Annotated in this window: 18 protein-coding genes; 7 read left to right on the top strand and 11 right to left on the bottom strand. The window is 39.2% G+C overall.

Annotation, left to right across the window (positions count from 1 at the left end; genetic code table 11):
* Window positions 1-156: 156 nt before the first annotated feature.
* Together Q4489_RS02030 and Q4489_RS02025 are read right to left on the bottom strand one after the other, a co-directional pair.
* Window positions 157-984, bottom strand: a complete 828-nt coding sequence (locus Q4489_RS02030; protein WP_303476386.1) for a mechanosensitive ion channel family protein — start codon at window positions 982-984, stop codon at window positions 157-159.
* A gap of 125 nt (window positions 985-1,109) precedes the next feature.
* Window positions 1,110-2,573 carry a PLP-dependent aminotransferase family protein gene (locus tag Q4489_RS02025; RefSeq protein ID WP_303476384.1) on the bottom strand — a complete coding sequence of 488 codons (1,464 nt, stop codon included), beginning with the start codon at window positions 2,571-2,573 and terminating at the stop codon, window positions 1,110-1,112.
* 77 nt (window positions 2,574-2,650) lie between these two features.
* Between Q4489_RS02025 and Q4489_RS02020 the strand changes: the two genes are divergently transcribed.
* Complete coding sequence (locus Q4489_RS02020) at window positions 2,651-3,553, top strand: DMT family transporter (RefSeq protein ID WP_303476381.1); 903 nt, start codon at window positions 2,651-2,653, stop codon at window positions 3,551-3,553.
* A 118-nt stretch (window positions 3,554-3,671) separates the two neighbouring features.
* Here Q4489_RS02020 and Q4489_RS02015 read toward each other — a convergent pair whose 3' ends face one another.
* On the bottom strand, window positions 3,672-6,083 hold the full coding sequence (locus Q4489_RS02015) for a zinc-dependent metalloprotease (protein ID WP_303476377.1): 2,412 nt from the start codon (window positions 6,081-6,083) through the stop codon (window positions 3,672-3,674).
* Between the two features lie 221 nt (window positions 6,084-6,304).
* Between Q4489_RS02015 and Q4489_RS02010 the strand changes: the two genes are divergently transcribed.
* The 6 genes from Q4489_RS02010 to Q4489_RS01985 all read left to right on the top strand — a co-directional run bounded on the left by Q4489_RS02010 (window position 6,305) and on the right by Q4489_RS01985 (window position 12,114).
* A complete protein-coding gene (locus Q4489_RS02010) occupies window positions 6,305-7,273 on the top strand; it encodes a class 1 fructose-bisphosphatase (RefSeq protein WP_303476374.1) in 969 nt (322 codons plus the stop codon).
* Window positions 7,274-7,532: 259 nt separating this feature from the next.
* On the top strand, window positions 7,533-8,267 hold the full coding sequence (locus tag Q4489_RS02005; RefSeq protein ID WP_303476371.1) for a DUF1194 domain-containing protein: 735 nt from the start codon (window positions 7,533-7,535) through the stop codon (window positions 8,265-8,267).
* Between the two features lie 126 nt (window positions 8,268-8,393).
* Window positions 8,394-9,314: a manganese-dependent inorganic pyrophosphatase gene (locus Q4489_RS02000; protein ID WP_303476369.1), complete on the top strand. Its 921-nt coding sequence runs from the start codon at window positions 8,394-8,396 to the stop codon at window positions 9,312-9,314.
* Between the two features lie 68 nt (window positions 9,315-9,382).
* Complete coding sequence (locus tag Q4489_RS01995; RefSeq protein ID WP_303476366.1) at window positions 9,383-9,910, top strand: GNAT family N-acetyltransferase; 528 nt, start codon at window positions 9,383-9,385, stop codon at window positions 9,908-9,910.
* A 70-nt stretch (window positions 9,911-9,980) separates the two neighbouring features.
* A complete protein-coding gene (locus Q4489_RS01990; RefSeq protein ID WP_303476364.1) occupies window positions 9,981-10,913 on the top strand; it encodes an ABC transporter ATP-binding protein in 933 nt (310 codons plus the stop codon).
* Window positions 10,903-12,114 carry an ABC transporter permease gene (locus tag Q4489_RS01985; protein ID WP_303476361.1) on the top strand — a complete coding sequence of 404 codons (1,212 nt, stop codon included), beginning with the start codon at window positions 10,903-10,905 and terminating at the stop codon, window positions 12,112-12,114. The genes Q4489_RS01990 and Q4489_RS01985 overlap by 11 nt, the downstream gene beginning before the upstream one ends.
* A 55-nt stretch (window positions 12,115-12,169) precedes the next feature.
* Here Q4489_RS01985 and Q4489_RS01980 read toward each other — a convergent pair whose 3' ends face one another.
* The 8 genes from Q4489_RS01980 to Q4489_RS01945 form a co-directional block, all read right to left on the bottom strand.
* Window positions 12,170-12,793 carry a DVUA0089 family protein gene (locus Q4489_RS01980; protein ID WP_303476358.1) on the bottom strand — a complete coding sequence of 208 codons (624 nt, stop codon included), beginning with the start codon at window positions 12,791-12,793 and terminating at the stop codon, window positions 12,170-12,172.
* 353 nt (window positions 12,794-13,146) lie between these two features.
* The gene (fadA, locus tag Q4489_RS01975) at window positions 13,147-14,313 is read right to left on the bottom strand and encodes an acetyl-CoA C-acyltransferase FadA (RefSeq protein ID WP_303476355.1); all 1,167 of its coding nucleotides are present in this window, start codon (window positions 14,311-14,313) and stop codon (window positions 13,147-13,149) included.
* A 9-nt stretch (window positions 14,314-14,322) separates the two neighbouring features.
* The gene (gene fadB, locus Q4489_RS01970; RefSeq protein WP_303476353.1) at window positions 14,323-16,482 is read right to left on the bottom strand and encodes a fatty acid oxidation complex subunit alpha FadB; all 2,160 of its coding nucleotides are present in this window, start codon (window positions 16,480-16,482) and stop codon (window positions 14,323-14,325) included.
* 346 nt (window positions 16,483-16,828) lie between these two features.
* Window positions 16,829-18,064 carry an ABC transporter permease gene (locus Q4489_RS01965; protein ID WP_303476351.1) on the bottom strand — a complete coding sequence of 412 codons (1,236 nt, stop codon included), beginning with the start codon at window positions 18,062-18,064 and terminating at the stop codon, window positions 16,829-16,831.
* A complete protein-coding gene (locus Q4489_RS01960; RefSeq protein ID WP_303476348.1) occupies window positions 18,064-19,245 on the bottom strand; it encodes an efflux RND transporter periplasmic adaptor subunit in 1,182 nt (393 codons plus the stop codon). The genes Q4489_RS01965 and Q4489_RS01960 overlap by 1 nt, the downstream gene beginning before the upstream one ends.
* On the bottom strand, window positions 19,245-20,255 hold the full coding sequence (locus Q4489_RS01955) for an HlyD family secretion protein (RefSeq protein ID WP_303476346.1): 1,011 nt from the start codon (window positions 20,253-20,255) through the stop codon (window positions 19,245-19,247). Before Q4489_RS01955 ends, Q4489_RS01960 begins: the two co-directional genes overlap by 1 nt.
* On the bottom strand, window positions 20,252-21,202 hold the full coding sequence (locus tag Q4489_RS01950) for an HlyD family secretion protein (RefSeq protein WP_303476344.1): 951 nt from the start codon (window positions 21,200-21,202) through the stop codon (window positions 20,252-20,254). Before Q4489_RS01950 ends, Q4489_RS01955 begins: the two co-directional genes overlap by 4 nt.
* The gene (locus tag Q4489_RS01945) at window positions 21,190-21,870 is read right to left on the bottom strand and encodes an ABC transporter ATP-binding protein (protein WP_303476342.1); all 681 of its coding nucleotides are present in this window, start codon (window positions 21,868-21,870) and stop codon (window positions 21,190-21,192) included. Before Q4489_RS01945 ends, Q4489_RS01950 begins: the two co-directional genes overlap by 13 nt.
* Between the last annotated feature and the right edge of the window lie 152 nt (window positions 21,871-22,022).

Raw genomic sequence — 22,022 nt, 5'->3', positions numbered from 1 at the left:
GTACAATGACCTATAGGACTGTATCCCTTAAAGGGTTCAGAAGGAGAAACAGCAAAGCTATGCGTAGAAGTCATAGCTTTGCTTAATGTTGTAATACTTGTAATTAAAGCTTAGTTTTTAGCCACTGGCATTCACTAAGCCGGCTCTATTTATGTGCTAGCTTGATTGCTCACAAGCTTTTGCTGTTGGTAAGCTTAGCGCAAAAAAGTCTTTGGTTAATTTTTGTTCTATTTTTGTTGCCTCTTGCGTTGGGCAAAACAGCGCAAATGAAATACTCACTTTACCAATATCAGTCGTAGACATTTTCACACTAGGCTCTGGACCAGGAATAGATATCTCTAGTCGATTTTCTATCAACGTACTATATCGCTCAGCAACATCATTAAAACCAGCGCAATATTCCACTGCATTAGCCAACAACTTTTCTTGTATATCACTTGGTAAATGCGATGCATCATCACACACCAATGAAAAAGAGTGGTTCACATACCGCTTCATGTAATTTAGATTTTTTATTGGTTGCAACATTAACTGCGCATTTGGTAAAAAAACACTACGCCCAGTATAAGAATAGTTTGATACGTTTACCTCAAGCAAGGTTACTTTTGCCCAATCGGTTTCTGTCACCTCTCCCGTATAGTCGTTTATTTGGATCCAATCACCAATACGAAACGGTGGGCTACTCGATAAATAAATAAAACCAATAAAACATTGAATAATTTCTTTCGTCGCGATCACAATCGCAACAACAAACGCTGCAATGGAAAAAGCAAAACGTTGCAATTCTGCTGCCCACAACATCATTAAAGCGATTAACACTAACAAGTTAATAATATTTTTTAAGTGATTAACTACGTAACGCTTATCTACGCCTTTGCGTTTATAACGACGTCGAATAATGCGACTAATCACCACTTTTATTGGGATAACAATTAAAATCAATGCCGCAGATAACAGCCATTTATTAGTTAAAATAACATCCATTAATAAGCCTTAAAGTGGATATCTAATGTTTTTGCGCACACGGTTTAATGCCTACGCGACGAAAAGTAAAAATGTATGAGTATAAATTTTAAACATCAATCACTGACAATTAAAATCATTTAGCATCAGCAGTTTCGCGTATAACGGCTAACTAATTTGCCAAGCTTGGCGATAGCTAATTCAATGTCTTCGTGCCATTTCACACCAAAGCTAATTCGCATATAATGTTTATACTTACCCGAAGGTGAAAATATTTGCCCTGGCGCAAAACTGACCCCTTGTTCAATCGCTTGTTGAAATACCTCACTTGTGTCAACAATGGAACGACACCTCACCCACAGAACGCTTCCACCTTGGGGGTTAGAAATACGCGTTGCTTCTGGAAAATGTTTTGCGATTAAGTCAATCATGCGTTCCCTATTGTATCTCAGTATTTTTCGCAGAACGTTCAAATGACGATCGTAATCGCCACTGAGTAAATAATCAGTTAAGGTCCATTGTTGTAACATTGACGTTGAACACGACTGTGCACGTTTTATACGCTTTGCCGCTTCTTCAAATTTACCTGGGATCAACCAACCAACACGGTATCCTGGTGCAGCAGTTTTAGAAAAAGACGAGCAAGTCATCACTAAACCTTTATCTGAAAAAAGCTGTGCTGGCACAGGGCGCTTTTCATTAAGGTATAGATCACTGTAAACATCATCTTCAATTAAAGGAATGTTTTTTGACTCAAGCATTTTGACTAACTGCTGACGCTTTTTCTCCGGCATAAAAGAACCCAGTGGATTGTTAATCGCTGTTGAAAATAAACACGCTTTAACCGGATGTTGATCCAATAGTTTTTCAAGCTCATCAATACACACGCCATCTTCAGTACAGGTGTATACTTCAAGCGCTTTCATTTCTAAACTTTCAATAAGTTCTATCAGACCAAAATAGCACGGTGATTCTACGGCAATGATGTCGCCTTTTTTTGCGACACATTGTAAGGCAATCGATAGCGCTTCTTGTGCGCCATTGGTCACTACCATATCGTGATGATTCACACTAACCCCATGCTCTTGGTATCGTAACGCCAATGACAACCGTAATTTTTCATCACCATTAACCGGACCATAACTTACGGCTTTTTCTGCTGTTCTACTTAACACCGAACGCATCAGCCGTGCTAACGCTTTATCAGGTGGATGAGCATTAACCGGATTAGAGATCCCTAAAGCTACGGTATCCGGTACATGCATTGCATCATAAACTTGCTCGATGATGCTTCGACATGATACTTCAACAGGTTGGCATTGTGCCCATTTGGCTCGCATTGGCAGTAGAGTTCTGGCATTTTTTGCATTCAAATAATAACCCGATTGCGGACGCGCAGAAACAGCACCTTGACGTTCAAGTTCAACATACGCTTGTTTAACAGTAGGTACACTGATGCCAAATTGTTGGCTGAGCTTGCGTAAACTTGGTAATTTATCGCCAGGTCGAATTGCGCCACTATCACTTTGGCTTTCAATAAAATCGATAACTTGTTGATAAAGAAACTCAGGAGCAGAACGATTCACTAATCTCAACTGTATAGGTTCCATTTTTAATTTTTTGTATATGTTATTTAAACAAAGAGTACGTAAACTGTCTAGTTAAATTAGTTTGATAACAACAACACATGAACAACTATTTTCTATATGGCATCACAGTATTAATCTGGGGCTCAACATGGTTTGCTATTCACCTTCAATTAGGTGTAGTTGCCCCTGAAGCCTCAGTTGTATATCGCTATGCACTCGCTTCTGCCATGATCTTTCTTTACTGTTTATTGAAAAAACAACGTTTGCGGTTTTCTTTACGCCAACATTACCAACTTGCCTTGTTTGGCATTTGTTTATTTAGCGTTAATTATTATTTTTTGTATCACGCACAAACGCAGATAAATTCGGCATTAAGTTGCATTGCATTTTCTACACTCATGATCATGAATATCGTCAACGCAAAATTATTTTTTGGTACCCGAATAGACACCTCAGTGTACTTAGGAGGCCTGTTAGGACTTACAGGCATTGTTATCTTATTTTGGCCGCAAGCCAGCGAACTTTCGCTATCGAATACGACAGTGTGGGGGTTCTTGCTGTGCTTAATTGGTACGTTATCTGCCTCATTTGGCAATATGCTTTCAATCAAAAATCAAACTGATGGTTTTGCCATCATGCCTGCTAATGCATGGGCAATGGGTTACGGCGCTATCTTTATGGCAATTGTATTACTGATACAAGGAAAGTCATTTACCTTTGATTGGTCATTTAATTATGTTGCATCACTACTCTATTTATCGCTGTTTGGCTCAGTGATCGCATTCGGTTGTTATCTGAGCTTACTTACAAAAATGGGCGCGCATAAAGCTTCTTATGCAAATATTTTATTTCCTGCGGTGGCCGTTGTTATTTCAACATTCTTTGAAGGGTTTACCTGGGACAATTACACCATTATCGGTTTTATTGCCATCATGCTAGGTAATTTAGTATTGATTGTAAAACCAAAGTTTGCGGTCAAAAAATCACCTGCATTTTTATAACCTCGTATGCTTATCGAAGCGATAATCTTGCAGTTTACGTAACCATTAAAAATTTTGTGCAATACGCACAGCGGCTTAAATAACTTCCTTCCGTTTAAGCCGCTTTTTCTTTTACCTGTTAACTTCCAATAGGCGAACCAGGCGGTAGCTTAATGGTACGGTTTTCTTTAACCGTTAACTTATTTGATAAATACAATGGGATCTGCGTTGATAACAAACGATATTGTGCAGACAAAGCATGGTCAGTCGTGTTATCAATTTGTGCTGACAACCACTGTTCAACCGACTTTAACGTAACAAAGATTTGCGATTTAACTTCTGTCACTACTGATTCTTGTTGCCAAAGCTGTGCCAACTTATCAATCACCAGACGGTTTACCCGTTGTTGCACTAACATGTCATGACCTTTGCCAACGGGCTGCTTTATCGTTTTATTGACTAATTGGGACAATAAATTAGCGACTGAAGGCACGCTATCATCTAAGGCAGATTGTTGCGCCAAACGACTTAAACGCGCGTTATTTAATAATAGATCTATCGTATGTTTTGCGCTTGCTTGTGCTGCTGAAATTGCATCAAACGCTAGTCCTGTTTGGCTGGCAAAACTTTCTCTATCTCGATTATAGCCATATGCTTTTGGCGGTATAAGTTCAACAATATGTTTAGGCAACGTTAATATGTTCGGAGATAACGTCGTTAATAACTGGCTTATCGCCGCTTGCTGCTTTTGGCCATCAACGATACCTAGCGTATTAACAAAAGGTTGTTCACGCACCTGATATGTGTAATGAAAACCTGCGACTATTTTTGCCGCTGCTTCTACTTGGTAACGGTGAAAATTATAGATTGGTACTAATGCTTGTTCTAGCTCAGATAGGGGAGTGCCTAACGGGATAGTGTTTATCCCAAGATTTTTTAACGCTACTGCTCTTATGTCTAACACGCGTTGTAATTCTGCAACGGGGTCTTGACCATTATCCCATAAATGAGCTGTTGAATGCCCACCGGATTGAGGACGAGCGTCAGCGTCTGACATAAATTGCAGCCCTTTCTCTTGTGCTGTTTTTATCACGCTTGCCAAATATTGCTGCTCTTTTTTAGGCTCAACATCTTGATACCCATAGGCTACAGCATGTTTATCCCACGTACCCAAATTAACATCATAGGCATTAGAAAGGTCTATTTTACCTTGATTTAAACGAACATTAGGGTGCGGGTAGTCCATCACAGATGTTCTATTATTGCTGCTTGCAGAAAAATTATGAGCAATGCCTAAGGTATGTCCTACTTCATGTGCAGATAATTGGCGAATTCTCGCTAACGCCATTTCTTTCATTTCGGTGGTATCTGTATTTGCATCACTAAACGGTGAGGTTAGTCCTAAAGCAATCAAATAGTCTTGACGCACTCTTAATGAGCCTAACGTAACATGACCTTTAATGATTTCTCCAGTACGGGGATCTACCACTGAAGAGCCATAAGACCATCCTCTTGTTGCTCGATGAACCCACTGAATAACGTTATAACGTACATCCATTGGGTCGGCATCTGGTGGTAACATTTTCACTTGAAAGGCATTTTTATAGCCAATAGCTTCAAAGGCTTGATCCCACCACATTGCGCCATCAATTAATGCACTTTTTATCGGCTCTGGTACACCAGGATCTAAATAATAAACAATAGGCTCGACCGCTTCACTTAGCTTGGCTGATGGCTGTTTTTTCGCTAATCGATGACGGTTAATAACGCGTTTTACTAAAGGCTCTTCGATCGCAGAGGCATAATCTGCAAATTTATGCGCCCAGAAACCACTGAACGGATGAAATTTTCGCATGGTATATTGATCATCGGGCAGGGCAATTAATGAATGATGAAAATTGACCGTTAGCGCATTATTGTCTGGTGTAACCGACTTTAAATATTGGCCAGCACCAGTACCTTTAAAAGTAACCGTGGCTTCTAATTCAGTGTTTTTTTCAAACGCTTTACTTCTTGGTGCATAAAAGGCGCTTCGAGAATTATCAATAGAAAAGTTACCTTGTTTACGTGCCTTTAACGTTGCAGATAATTTATGAATATCAGATAAAAGAAACGGCGTGTAATCAATAAGGTAACGTTGTTTCCCTTCAGCAACAACGTTAAATCCCCAAATAACCGCACTTGCAAACGCTTGTTCAACCGCTTTTTTTTCTAGTTCATTATCACTATCTGCACGGTAATAGGTATTACGCTGTCGTAATAGAGCTTTATCACCCACTCGTTCAAAGGCAACTAATCGAGTTTGGCCTAACTGCCCTCGATCAAGGCCAATATCATTAGAACCAACACCGTGCGGCATTGCACTTTGGAATAAAAACGATTGCTGTTGTGCAACCTCTAAAAATACCTTTCCTGATGCATCATCATAATAAAAGGTAAAAAAACCTTGGTGCTTTTGCTTGTCTTCAACAAAAGATGTTAACTCATCAGCAGCAACCGCAGTAAAAACAAAACAATACAGTAGAATAAATACAATGTTTAATGGCTTCATTTTTTTCTCTTCTATCAACAGCATTGTCATACTTAAATAGATAATACACCTACAAAGCGACGCCGTTTTATTGTTATAATCAAGTGAGAATAGGCGAAATTAACGCCTACGCTAAAAGCGACTTAAATGACACGAAACAAATTCATCAAGCGCTTAAAAATAAATAAAAAGTACATTTTATACAATTTAACCACCCATACTGTAAAAAATTAGGTATTACAATGCAACGACTTGCCCCTGCTTTACGTGAAGATAATGTGCCATTAGACCTTATTTCCCTAATAAAAACCATTTTAGCCGCCACAAAGGAAATTTCATTTCGTGTCAGCCAAGCTCACCTTGGTGGGTTAATGGGTTCAACGTTAGATGAAAATATTCAAGGTGAAGTACAAAAAAAACTCGACGTAGTTGCCAATGAATTAATTAAGGATATTTTGCTTGAGTCAGGCTTTGTTCGCGCAATTTCTTCTGAAGAAGAGGAGCATTCTGTCGTAGGTGATGAAAACGGCAAATTTATTGTGTCGTTTGACCCATTAGACGGTAGCTCAAATATTGATATTAATTCGCTAATCGGTACCATCTTTTCAATACACGAAGCTCGAGATGATGTACCAGCAGGAGACGCTGCACAATTCCAACAAGCAGGCACTAAACAGGTATGTGCAGGTTATGTATTGTACGGCCCTTCCACCATGTTAGTCATGACAACAGGTAAAGGAACGCATTTTTATGTATTAGATCGTACTCATGGCGGCTTTTTATTAGTTGAACGCAATGTGCAAGTACCTAAAACCACGCAGGAATTTGCAGTAAACATGTCGAACCAACGTTTTTGGCAACCGCCAATGCAACGCTATATTCAAGACTTATTAGCGGGTGACACTGGCCCTAGAGGGAAAAACTTCAATATGCGCTGGATTGCTGCCATGGTGGGTGATATTCATCGCGTTTTAACGCGAGGTGGCATTTTTACTTACCCTGCAGACAATAAAGATCCTAAAAAGCCTTTTAAATTAAGATTAATGTATGAAGCTAACCCTATGAGCTTCCTTATTGAACAAGCCGGCGGATTAGCAGTGACCTCTCAAGAGCGTATTATGGATATTGAACCTGACGATATTCACCAACGTGTTGAAGTGATTATGGGCTCAGAAGAAGAAGTGAACACCTGCTTAAGTTACTATCAATAACACTCATTTTGCACCATTGTTAATTGCCGCTCCGTAAATGTTTACGGCGGCAATTAGCTAATAATACCTTTAACATCTCGTTGCATTTGCGATCAGAAAATATGTACGTTTTGTTAATATTATGTGTCAGATATTTTTACAATATTGATTTTTAACCGTCACACCAAACCTTTAATTGACTAATAAATAGACAAAAAATAACCTTGGTATAAATTATGCTCACTCAAGCTGAGTTTAATATTAATTAAGGTATAAGGACATGTTTAAAAAATTATTAACATCAGCACTTTTTGCCGCCACGGCATTTAGTACGCAAGCAAATACTATTGTAGATCTAGAATTACAACTTCTCGCCGATGTATCAGGTAGTGTTGATTCAGGTGAATATGCATTACAACTTCAAGGCTATGAACAAGCGTTTCGCTCTGCCAGTGTGCACGCGGCAATAGAAGCCGGCACTGAAGGTAAGATCGCTGTACAATACCTTGAGTGGTCAGGATCAAGTCAGCAAAGCGTGCAAGTTGATTGGACACTGATTGATACCGCAGCAGATGCCATCGCTTTTGCCGACCAATTAGCATTATTATCTCGAGCATTTGGCGGCTCTACCGCTATCGGCTCAGCAATTACCTTTGGCGCAACATTATTTGATACAAACGATTTTGATGCCGCCCGTCAAGTAATGGATGTATCGGGTGATGGCACAAATAATGATGGTGTCAGTGTTACAACGGCACGAGATGATGCATTGGCTGGTGGTATTGATACCATTAACGGTATTACTATTGGTAGCGCAAGTGTTGGCACATACTATCAAGGCAGTGTAATCGGTGGTTTTAACGCCTTTCATCTACACGCCGCTACATTTGCTGATTTTCAAGCGGGTATTGAGCGTAAGTTAATCAGAGAAATTTCTGCAACCGTTTCAGAGCCAGGTACAATTGCGATGATTGGTTTAGCTTTATTTGGATTAGCACGTATTCGTAGAAGTTAATCATTCAATAAAAGCAGATATAACAAGATTAAAGTCGCTTATAGCTTAAGCGGCTTTTTTTTGTTTCCATTATTTTGCTAAAATACCCATAACGTTTTAATCGCTCACTACGACAGAGAAATATTTATGCCCAATTATGTTGTCGGTCACAAGATCCCTGACTCAGATTCTATTTGTTCAGCAATTGCTTTATCTTATTTAAAAACCGAACTTGGTGAACATACTGTACCCGCCCGTTTAGGTGAATTATCGCCTGAAACACTATTCATCTTAGATAAATTTGGTTTTGAACAGCCCGAGCTTAAACTAAGTTATGCTGGGGAAAGCTTATATATTGTTGATCATTCAGAACGCACACAAGGCCCTGATGACATTGATGAAGCCACTATTTTAGGTATTATTGATCACCATAAACTTGGCGATATTACCACATCTACGCCATTGGAATGCTGGATACGTCCAGTTGGCTGTACTAACACCATAATCAAAATGATGTATGATTTTCACGACATCGCTATTCCAAAAGATATCGCTGGCGCTATGATGTGTGCAATCTTATCTGATACGGTTATTTTCAAATCACCAACATGCACCACTGCTGATATTAAATGTGTTGAAGCTTTGGCTGAAATTGCAGGTATTGACGACCCACAAGCACTTGGCATGGAAATGTTTAAAGTAAAATCAGCGGTTGAAGACACCCCCATACGCGACCTTGTTTTACGCGACTTTAAAGACTTTGACATGAACGGCCACTTAGTTGGTATTGGACAGTTAGAAGTTATCGACTTAGCTATTTTTGACAATATTAAAGCTGAACTTGAAGCTGATATAGCAGCACTTAAAGCCGAAGGTAACCGTCATAGTGTATTGTTATTATTAACCGACATTATGAAAGAAGGTTCAGAAGTACTTGTCGTCAGTGACGATGCTGAGTTAACTAATAAGGCATATGGAAAAGCATCAACTAACGGTAGAGTATGGTTAGATGGTGTTTTATCGCGTAAGAAACAAGTGGTGCCGCCACTACAAGAATCTTTTTCTTAAGCGTATAGTTAACATTATTTTTTTAGAAACTCAGCAAATGCTGAGTTTTTTGTTTCAAGGCAACGATAATGAACATTGACAATACCGAACGGTTATCTTTTCGTTTAATGGATAAAAACGATAAACAGTTATTATGGCAGCTCGATCAAGATCCTGAAGTTATGAAATTTATAACTGGCGGGCAAGTATCGTCAATGGAAAAAATTGAACACGTTTTTATACCAAGAATGGAAGCTTACCGTAATAAAGAAAAAGGCTGGGGATTATGGCAAGTCAACCTATTAGCAGATAACTCTTACCTAGGCTGGATTTTAATTCGACCGATGCATTTTTTTTCAGATAACCCTGAATTTGATAACCTAGAAATTGGTTGGCGCTTCTTTCAACACACTTGGGGTAAGGGCTACGCAACAGAAGCTGCACAGCAGATAATGCAAGCATTAAAAAGCAACAACACCTTTAGCGCTATTGCTGACGAAAACAACCATGCATCTATTAGTGTGATGAAAAAGTTAGGTATGGATTACGTAAAAACATATCACCATAAAGATCAATTAATTGATTGCCAAGTCGACTACTACCAAATTAAAAAATAACGTTAATTGATTGTAATAAAATTCTTTTCGTAGCGACTAAGTGACGACATAACTATGAACAAGGATTTTTATGCAGTTGCTCGTCAACCAAGTCTTGAAGCAGTACGCTACTGTAAAAGCAGTAAATCACTTAAGTTTTAACGTTAATCACGGAGAAATATTCGCGTTATTAGGCCCTAATGGCGCAGGTAAATCTTCTTTAGTCAAAATGCTCACCGGGTTTACAAAACCAGATGCAGGCAAAATTAGTGTAACAATAGACGATGTGGAGTATGACGCCATACCCAATTGGGCATTAGGTTATTTACCAGAAGATCGCGGTTTATATCCGGAGAAGTCCGTTATCGATAACATTTGCTACTTCGCACAATTAAATGGCATGACAAAAAGCGAGGCAAAGGAGCAGGCAGCTTTTTGGTTAGAAAAGTTTGACTTAAGTGAGCGTAAAAGCGATCAACTTAAATCATTATCAAAAGGGAATCAGCAAAAAGTACAGCTGATCTCCGCTGTTATTCATCGACCTCAATGGATCATACTCGATGAGCCCTTTTCAGGTTTAGATCCGGTCAACCAAGAAAAAGTAGTTACCTTTTTACATGAATTGAAAAAGCTTGGTATGACAGTACTACTTAGTGCCCACCAAATGGCCATGGTTGAAAAAATTGCTGACCGTATATTACTGATGAACAAAGGGGAAGCCGTTTTCTATGGCACCTTAGGAGAAATTACACAGCAATTAGGCAGTAATAATCTCGTTGTCGCGAGTTATGTACATGCAATTGATCAAGAAAAAATTACTGAGCTTTTTCCTAATGACGATGTTGTACAAATAAACAATACGAAATTACAAGTTGTCTGTGCAGAAAAGGATCAATTAAACCAAGTGACCGATAAACTCACAAAACTTGGTGCGCTATCGTCTATTCAATGCCAACAAAGAGATCTACATCAAATTTATATCGATGCAATTGAACAACATGGAGAAACTTCACATGAAGCCTAACAAATCAAAACAAGTATGGCTCGTTACCTGTTGGGAGTTCATGCATTTCTTCAAATGGAAACAGGAACTTATTTCAAAGCTGATCATGATTGCCATTGCTGCAATGGTGTACTTTTGGCAGGTAGTCAAAAATGATGACGTTACGATCTATCAAATAGCCTTAACAAGTCAAAGCGTTGTCTTACAAAGTTCCGGACAATTTAAATTTGAATATGTTGATAGTACAGCACTTTCAGCCTACGAATTGTTGCAACAAGAAGACAGTAAATATGACGCTGTTATCGCAATTGGCCCTAAAATACCAAGTGAACAGCAGCAGCTCATTCTAACGGTAAATGATAAGCAAAGTTGGCATAGTAACTTGAATACGGAAATATTGAATCAATACCGTCAAACTATTGCTCAACAGTTAAACTTGCAGCCTAATCAGTTAGCACTGCTACAAACACCTGTTTCTATTTCGCAAGAGTACGCTGATCAAGCAATTAAATCTGATGATGAGGTTAGCGATACTATTGCAATCGTGATGATTGTTCTCATGGCTGTCGGAATTTTTACCTCTTTCGGACAACTCTTTGCAAGTATTACCGGTGAAAAACAACAACGAGTAACAGAGCAGTTATATTCATGTATTAGCGCGCAGAGTTGGATAGATGGTAAGATTCTAGGCCAATTACTCCACGCGATTAAAGCGATGATCACCGCTGGTATTACCGGTTTGCTTGGTTATGCTTTTATGGCAGTAGTGATAAACGAACAAAGCCTTGATCTTGCGATGATTGATTGGTCGTTTATACCGTGGTTGTTTATCTTCTCACTTTTGGGGATCTACATCAGTACTGCATTTATCGCGGCTGTTGCTGCTGCTATTGATGATCCGAACCATAGTGCCAAAACCAGCATGATGTTACTGCCACTGGTACCTGTCGCTTTAGTCTTTATGACCATGGATGATGCGTCTGGTTGGGCGATGAGTATGTTAAGCTTCTTACCACTGACGTCATTTGTGGCTATGCCAGTAAAAATGTCGCTAATCGATGTACCGCTATGGCATACACTTTTATCGTTAGTATTAGGTATTGCTTTAGCCGCGTGGTTAAGATCAGGTGCAGCAAGAATGTTTAAAATGGGTATGACTATGTACGGCAAGGAGCCAAGCGTAGGTATGATGTTTAAATGGATGATTAAAGAGCCTAAATAACCTTATCATATTGAGCCTATCCAAAGAGTGATAGGCTCAATACATATATAACGTTTTATTTAGTTAATTTTTTACGAGTCACTAAACCTAATAACGTTAAACTTAACAAAGCTATAGTACCTGGCTCTGGTACTGTCACTGGTGTTGTGTCATGACCAATACCGCCAACATTTTCTAGGTTCTCACCTGAAATATCAAAGGCATAAAAAGATGTTCTTGTATTGTTACCATAATCGACAAAATTTGAAGTACCTGATAAAGACCATTCACCTGTTACCAAATCACCTGAAAGGTAATCGCTGTCAAATTGCGTTAATACTGCAAAGTATGAGCCTATATTTAACGTTCTTGAAATATAGGCGTCATAGCTAAGACCACTTGATGCTGATACAGTACTAGAATCGTCGTCATCAGATTCAAGAAGATTGCCAAGGCTATCAAAAATGAACAATTGGCTATCAAAACCACCATCAGCAATAGTAGTCCCTTCTGCATTTACGCCGCCAGCATAACCCCAGCTCGTTAACTCAACTAACGAATTGTCAGTAGCAACGTCAAAGCTTATATAAAAACGACTTTCGTCGTTATCAAAGTTACCTGTGAACGATTCTGTAATAAGCGTTGCATTTGCTGCTAAGCTCATCATTAGCGCTGCGGCTGTCGCGATAAATTTTTTCATTCTATTACATTCCTGTCTTAAATAATTACTTCTGAGCAGCACTAAGCAAAGATCGAACCAACAAAATAAAATAACTATTTTTCAGACAGTTAAACAAGATGAGTTTTTTATTGTTACTTTATTTTGTTCAGAGTGTAAACAAACCTGACACTGAATTTACTAATAAAAACCGTAACTTATGGTTAAATATCAAACAGAAAGTATGTGGTAATAGGTGCCTCCATGGCATGCTAAAACTGATCGTGTATCTATAGCAAAATAGAAAATGCTTGATCATCTTAACCCAGCAATAAAAAAGGCTAGCGAAAGCACTAATTCCCATATCAGTGCTTCACATTTATATCCTAGAGGTATTACACCCGTTCAAACACCGTTGCTATACCTTGACCTAAGCCGATACACATCGTTGCTAAACCGATATTTGCATCTTTACCTTCCATCAAGTTAATTAAGGTAGTTGATATTCTTGAACCAGAACAACCTAGTGGGTGACCTAAAGCAATTGCACCACCATTTAGGTTGATCATGTCATCCATTTTATCTTCAATGCCTAAAGCTCTGACACATGATAGTGCTTGTGCGGCAAATGCTTCGTTAAATTCTGCAAGCTCAATATCTTCAATAGTAAGACCTGCGCGTTTTAACGCTTTTTTCGTAGCAGGAACAGGACCAAAACCCATAGTAGATGGATCACAACCCGCAACACCCATACCTCGAATTTTAACTCGTGGTGTTAAGCCCATTGCTGCTGCTTTTTCCGCCGACATCACTAACATAGCTGACGCACCATCGGATAATGCTGATGAAGTACCAGCAGTTACCGTACCATTAGCTGGATCAAATACCGGTCGTAATCCTGACAATGTTTCAATCGTTGTCTCTGGACGAATAACTTCATCGTGCTCAATCAAGGTAAGCGCGCCTGTTATACCGTCATGACCTTGCGTGGCAACAATTTCATTTGCCCAGCGACCTTCAATCGTTGCTTCATGTGCTTTTTGATGTGAACGTGCGCCAAAGGCGTCTTGTTGTTCACGTGTCACACCATGTTGTCTGCCAAGTAACTCGGCTGTTAGCCCCATATTACCGGCGGCACGTGAAATGTATTTACTTAAGGCAGGGTCAAAATCAACATCATACATCATTGGCACATGACCCATATGCTCAACACCACCTATAATGTATACATCGCCCTGATCTGCCATAATATTCGTTGCAGCATCATGTAATGCTTGCATTGAAGAGCCACATAAACGATTTACTGTAACAGCGCCAACATGTTTAGGAATATCTGTTAACAATTGTGCGTTTCTGGCAATATTAAAACCTTGCTCTTTGGTTTGTTTAACATTACCCCAGATAATATCTTCAATCGAATTAGGATCTAAATTTGGATTTCTTACTAATAGCTGTTGCATTAAATGTGCAGAAAGTGTTTCAGCACGTGTATTTCGGAAAACACCAGCCTTTGAACGCCCCATTGGCGTACGGATACAATCAACGATTACGACTTCTTTCATGTTCTTCTCCTAGGCAGTTTTAACGTCAGTGGAAAAATATGATTTACCTTCAGCGGCCATATTGCGTAGGCCGTCTGTTACTTGGTAAATCTCACCTAAATGCGCATATTTATCTGCCATTGCGATAAAATTAGTTAAGCCCAGTGTTTCTAAATACCTAATTGGACCACCTCTAAATGGCGGGAAGCCTAGGCCATAAATTAAGCCCATATCTGCTTCAGCGGCAGAACCAACAACGCCTTCTTCTAAACAGCGCACCACTTCATTTACCATTGGCACCATTAGACGAGCAATTATCTCTTCACTGGTAAAGTCTTTCTTTTCAACGGCAAATAACTGATATGCATTTTCAGAAGCAACTTTCGTTGGTTTCCCACGCTTATCTTTACCATAATCATAGAAACCATGACCATTTTTCTGACCATAACAATTTGCTTGATATAGTTTGCTCACTGGGTCATTTTCAATTTTTGCCATGCGTGTTGGGAAGCCTTCAGACATAACACCAGTACAATGATCAGCTGTATCAATGCCTACCACATCTAGTAGATATGCTGGGCCCATTGGCCAACCAAATTGTTTCTCCATCACTTTATCAACGGCGGTAAAATCAGCACCTTCAAGCACAAGTTGACTAAAACCGGCAAAGTATGGGAAAAGTACACGGTTAATATAAAACCCAGGGCAGTCATTAACGACAATAGGAGATTTCCCCATTTTCGCGGCATACGCAACTACTGCTGCAACGGTTTCATCTGAGGTATCTTTACCGCGTATCACTTCAACAAGCGGCATTTTATGTACAGGATTGAAAAAGTGCATGCCACAAAATTTATCTTTTCGTTTAACACTTTGCGCAAGTAAATCGATAGAAATTGTTGAAGTATTTGAAGTTAAAATAGCATCTTCAGCAACTGCTGCTTCCACTTCAGCAAGCACCATACCTTTTACTTTAGGGTTTTCAACAACCGCTTCAACAACGATATCGACATCTTTGACCCCTTCGTAGCTTAAGGTCGGTGTAATGTTATTAAGCACATCTGCAAGTTTTTTGGCATTAATACGACCTCGATCGGCTAGCTTGGTTAATATGCCGGCAGCCGTGCTTAAACCTAAATCAAGCGCTTCATTATTAATATCTTTCATCACAATTGGCGTACCTTTATACGCCGATTGGTAAGCAATACCGCCACCCATAATACCGGCTCCAAGTACAGCGGCACGATCTACTTGTTTAGTCGCTAGTTTACTTGCTTTTTTCGCTTTACCTTTGACCACTTGATCTGCAAGAAATAACCCTATTTGGGCCGTTGCAGCTTCTGTTTTAGCAAGTGTGGCAAAGCCTTCATTCTCTAGCGCCATCGCACCACTACGATCAAGATCAGCTGCAGCTTCAATGACATTAATCGTCGCCATTGGTGCAGGGTAGTGTTTACCAGCTTTAGCCGCAACCATGCCTTTACATGTATTGAACGTCATCACTTTCTCTGTTGCTGATAATGTCAGCGGAGATAACTTAGGTTGACGCTTTGCTCGCCAATCTAATTTTCCAGCAATTGCTTCATGCAAGGTACTAAGTGCAGCTATACGTAATTGTTCTGGTTCAACAACGGCATCTAAAACACCTGTAGCCAATGCTTGCGCAGGTTTAAATGCTTTACCTGTCGACATCCATTCAATCGCATTATCAGCACCAATTACCCGAGGTAAACGAACGGTACCGCCAAAACCAGGCATTAAACCTAATTTAACTTCAGGCAAACCGATTGATACCGTTGTATCTGCAATACGATAATCACAGGCCAATGACATTTCACAACCGCCACCTAAGGCAAAACCATTAAGGGCAACAACCGTTGGTATATCTAAATCTTCAAAAGCATCAAACACATCTGAACCATGTTTAATCCACGGGATAAGTTCATCTACCGGCTTTTTAAATGTTTCTAGAAACTCAGTAATATCAGCACCGACAATAAAGTTGGATTTTGCCGACGTTACTAATACCCCTTTGGCGTCTTTACATTGTTTTATCGCGTCAATCACTGCAATAAATTCTTTAAAGGTTTCCTGGTCAAACTTATTTACTGAACCTTCAGCGTCGAATTTAAATTCTACAACACCGGCGTCCAGTAGTTCGGCAGAAAGGCTTTTGCCTTGAAATAACATGCCTAGTCTCCTCACATATTGAAATAAAAAGGGCTAACGTTAAGGCGTGTTCTAATAAATATACGCCAAAGTTCAACCCGTGCTAAACGTGTGTATTCTAATAATAGTCGAATGAGTGTGCCTTGAAAGAAAATGAAAAGCAAATTTTTTAAACAAGCGTTTTAATTATGTGTTTTATTACCGCAATAACACGTCAAATGGTGCTTAGTGAGTGTTCGAGTAACATGGTTAATATAGCGGTGTTCTAGCAATTTTTAATCGAGGAAGGTCTGCAGGGTATCGCGCAGCACATTACATCAAAAGTGATGCGCGATATATTTTACTTTCGGCTTTAGAATGTTAACTATCAGTCACTTTGTAATGCTTCAATAGGATCAAGCTGCGAGGCTTTAATCGCCGGATAGACACCAAAGGTTAATCCAACTAACGCACAGATAGAAAAAGACAATATGATCGCTGTTAACGACCAAGAGACTGCCCAATCAGAATAAAGTGCTATTGCTTCAGAAAGTAAAATGCCAAACACGACACCAATCAAGCCACCTAAAATAGAAATAGTAAAGCTTTCTGCCATAAACTGCATTTGAATATCTTTTTGCGTTGCGCCAACAGCACGCAATAAACCAATTTCCTTCGTGCGCTCTAATACCGTTGCTAGCATTATGTTCATAATGCCAATGCCACCGACAAGCAAAGAAATACCAGCAACACATGACATAACAATATTAAAAATCTGTTGGGTTTGTTTCTGTTGTGCAAGCAATTGCGCGGGTACAGTCATTTCAAAATCGTCGACATCATTATGACGTCTTGTTAATAAATGTTCGATTGATGCCGCAGCAAGTGTAGGTTCAACATCTTCTACTAATTTAAACTTGATACTAGAGAGTTCGCTAGAAAGCTTTTTACGTTTAAATTTATAAATCGCAGTATTTAACGGGATAAATAATTGATCTTGTTCATTGCCTAATTTAACCCCTTGAAATTCTGATTTTTTTAACATTGGGTTATAAATAACGCCCACAACTTTAAACCATAAGTGGTTAATTTTAACATGTTGACCTAGGGCTTCAGATTGTGGAAAAAGTTGCTTTGCGGCATTATTGCCTAGCACAACCACTTGTTTGTATTCGATGTGATCTTGTTTCGTTAATAAACGACCTTGTGCAACCGTTAAACTAGATAAATCAAAATAGCTTGGACTTACTCCAACAGCCTCGGCTTTCGATTGTCCGTCAGCACTAAAAATCGTATACGTTTCAATCACTTTTTGCGCACTAAAAGCTTCAATAAAGGGTAATGATGCTAATGCGATTTCACCATCACGGATCGTTAACCCGGAAGAATGCTTTCGTTGCTCTTTAAGCTCTTGTTCTTCGAATGTTTTACTGTCGACAATGAGATTTCTAAGCCCCATAGTTTCGATCATTTTCATGGCTTCACGTTCAGCGCCTTCACCAATATTTAACATAGCGATCACCGCCCCAACACCGAATACCATACCAAGTAATGTCAGCAAGGTACGCAATTTATGCTGGGCAAGTTCGGCTAGAGTGTCATAAAACATCGCAACATATTTCATTAACTTTCTCCCCTTTCAACAAGCGAGATTTCTTGTCCTGAGGTCAAGCCTTGCTCAATCACGGCGTGGCTTAAACTTGTTTGTCCGAGTTGTACTGGTGCTTTTTTAAACTTTCCTTGTGTGTATAACCAAACAAATTGTTCATTGTTTTTTGAAAACACCGCTTGTAATGGCACTATCAACTTTTCTTCGGGAGGTTGAATGATTATCGTAGCAGTTACTTTTCTACCTGGCACAAACATCGAAGGTTGCTGCTTCTCTAGAGTGACAATCACTTCAAAGAATTTTTGCGGATCGCCTCGTTCTATCGAGCTAGGGTATGTTGAAATACTTTCAACGGTACCTTTGAAACTTTTACTCACGTCTGCGTTTAATAAAAAGTTAACAGGCGCTCCTTTAGTTAAATCAATCGCTTCTTTTTCAGCAACAAAAAGCTTAATTTTCATTTCTTGAATGTCGGGTAATTCTGCAATTTTTTGACCTGGCCAGTACATCTGTCCTGGTCGCGATTTTTCACCACGCCAATTACTTTGGTACACAATCATGCCGTCATGCGGTGCTTTAATTTCAAGTTTCGAAAGGCTATCTTTTAGCATATTCAAATTGGTTTGATGCTGGTTTTTTTTCATTTCTAGTAAACTCATTTCACCTGATGAACTTTCGCTAAAGTTGCCTTCCTTCCATTCAAGATATTCTTGTTTAGTGCCCAAGTATTGGCTGTCTTGCATTGATTCTAATATCTCAAGTTTTGATAAAATACGTTCATCGTCTATCGCGAATTTGTCAGCAAAGGTCTTTTCTTCACCCACTAACGTAATATCTTTATTGATACTGGTTAACTCTTTATTGAGCTGGCCAGATTTATCTTGTATATCTTGTAGCGTCATGTTGAGCTCATTAAGCTTAGCCTCTTTATTTTTTGTCATCACCTCACCATCAAATTTAGCGATGATTTCTCCTTGTTTTACAAACGCATATTCAGGAGCTAACCAAGCAAGTACTTGTGAGCCACTACGTGATATCGGCGCATTAATCACCGTTGCTTTTGCAGCAAAAAGCTCTCCTTTTGCTGGTACTTGAATAGAGAATTTGTTCTGTTTAACGGTATATAACAAAGGCTGATTTGATGGCTCACTGCATCCCGCAAGAAGTGTCAGCATAAGCAGTATTGTTTTTTTCATTATTCGCTTCCTGTTGTACTTGCGGCACTAATTGCTGGTAGCACTTCAATTCGTGCACTCATACCAGGACGCATCACTTTCAAATTGATATCATCTAGTGAAATCACTGCATCGATTACCCGAGTTTTATCTTGGTGAGATTTGTCGCGAAATACACTGCCCATTTCCGCAATTTTTCCGTCATAAGACACTTCATTGGCGCTATCTAACAGTATTTTTACCGCTTGTCCTTCACTGACTTTGCCGCTGTCTGGCTCGGTGATTTGTGCAAGTACTTGCATTTCTTCAAGCACTGAAAGCTCGATAATTGGTTGGCCAAATTGAATGTTTTCACCTACCGCAGGCTTTTCACCTTGCCAATTTGCGCGGTATATCGCCATGCCATCGATTGGCGCTTTCACTTTCAGCTTTTCTTTATCAGCTAATAAGGCGTTCACCTTGGAGGTAATCCGGTTTACTTTCCCGGTTAAACGCTTTAAATTCATTACCGAATTTTTACGATGGTACACCAAGCGTTTTTTTGCCATCTCTAAATCACTTTCAGCAATGGTAAAATCTATTTGCGCTTTTCTTCTGTCGTTATCTGACTGACTGTTATCGACAATACTGATGCGTCGTTGCGACTTATCAAACTCCATCTGTTTTTCTGCTAGGGCGAGAATTAATTCCTGTTCTTTTTCTTGCTCGCTATTTTGTTTATTTTCTAACTCTTTTTTAGCTTGTTGCAGCTTTGCTTGTTGATTAATCAAACGATCAGTCACTTTTTTATCATCAAAAGCGACTAGCAATTGGCCTGCTTTTACTTTGCTATTATCGGGTACAAGGGTTTTAATTTGATATTGCCACATATGGCCAACAGATGGCGGTGCGATTAATGCTGAGGTTTTAGATTCAAGCTCGCCACTTGCGGTGATCATTGTCGTTTTCGCCGATTTAACCGTTAATTTAGTTTCATTCTCACTACAGGCTATTAAACATAAACAACAAACAATCAAACATAAATATTTCACGATTTTTCTCCTGCAAGTTCAATTTGCACACTCATACCTGGCAATAAAGTAAACTGCGGTTTTTCAGCCAGTTCGAACATTAGGCGATAGTAAACATCCTCACCCCACTCTTTACGAACCTCTGGTTGCGTTGAAATATTTAATAATGATGTTGTAAATTGATGCTGAGGGTAAGCATCAAAAACTAGCTTACCAGTATTACCTTTTGATGCTTTTCTATAGTCAACTTCGTGTAACCATGCTTCAATAAACATACCTTTTGAAGACGGAATTTCAGCAATTTTCCAAGAAGGCTGAGCTGTCATACCCACAAAGACTTTTTCACCATTCCACGGATGAGAACCATATATTACAGGGCCTTCTCGTTCCGCTTTTAAACTCATTTGTTTAAGTTTATATCGGTTATACGATAGCGTGCGCTGGTGTTTTTCAATCGTAAGCTTTTTCTTGGTTACATTCACTTTATTGGTGATTTTTACTTGTGCTAAATTGTCTTTTGCTTTTGCATGTGTAATCAATGCTTTTTCATAATCTAGCTGATTTTTTTCATAATCAAATTGGCTAATAAACTGTTCACCAACGCCCGCATCAATTTTTGCTTTTTCTAACAGTAAGGCTGTACGCTTCACTTGATGCTGCGCTTCCAAAAGATTTTGAGTAGCCTCTGAAGTAACACGATGTAACTCATCTTCGGCGACTATCAAATTCGTTTCTGCTTGTTCAATGTTGCTAAGTATCGAGCCACTATCGAACACTACGACCACATCACCTTCCTTTGCCACTTCTCCCTCTGGCAGCATCCATTGGACTTGGCTTCGCCAATTATCTGTTTTAGGGGAATAAAACATTTGGCTTTCGTTTGCTTTTACCCGCCCCGAAAGCAACATACTTTCTTGTGCTATTACATGTGACGCCATTAGGGTTAAAACCAATATCAAACAACGCATGATGTATCCTCTATAATTTTACCATCGCGCATTCTGATCACACGTTGTGCATAAGCTGCGATATCTTCTTCATGGGTCACTAATACGATGGTTTGCCCTAATTGATGCAAAGACACTAACAAATCCATAATTTCATACGATGTTTTACTGTCTAAATTTCCGGTAGGTTCATCGGCAAAAATCACCTGCGGTTCATTGACTAAAGCACGTGCAATAGCAACACGTTGGCGTTGACCACCTGACATTTCAAAAGGCTTATGATGTGCTCTATCGGTTAAGCCAACTTTCGCTAGCATGGCTTCCCCTTTAGCAATCGCTTGTTCAGCGGTATATTGTGAATACCTCAAAGGCACAATAACATTCTCTAAGGCAGTTAATCGCGGTAATAAATGAAAAGTTTGAAAAATGAAACCTATTTTTTGATTGCGTATTTGGGATAATGAAACATCATCCATATGTTGAATGCTGTCTCCGGATAGTAAATATTCACCGGACGTTGGTGTATCTAATGCACCAAGAATATTCATTAAACTTGACTTACCTGAGCCTGACTGCCCCATTACAGCAACAAATTCGTTATCATTAATTGATAAAGAAACATTATCTAACGCGATAACTTCTGAGGCATCATGGCCATACACGCGAGAAACATTATTTAGCGCAATCATAGTTTCCTATCTTATTGTTATATATTACTTTTAAATATACCGAGAAAAAAACATAATAGCTTTTATCAATAGACACTAATTGTTACAGAATGTAAAATTAATAACCAATAAAAATGTGCGTTTTTATCGCGGTAAACGTTAAAATAACGCTT

This window comes from Thalassotalea sp. 1_MG-2023 (assembly GCF_030546745.1).
Classification (GTDB): domain Bacteria; phylum Pseudomonadota; class Gammaproteobacteria; order Enterobacterales; family Alteromonadaceae; genus Thalassotalea_C.
The sequence above is the reverse complement of the archived record's forward strand: the minus strand, read 5'-3'. Positions and strand labels throughout refer to the sequence as shown.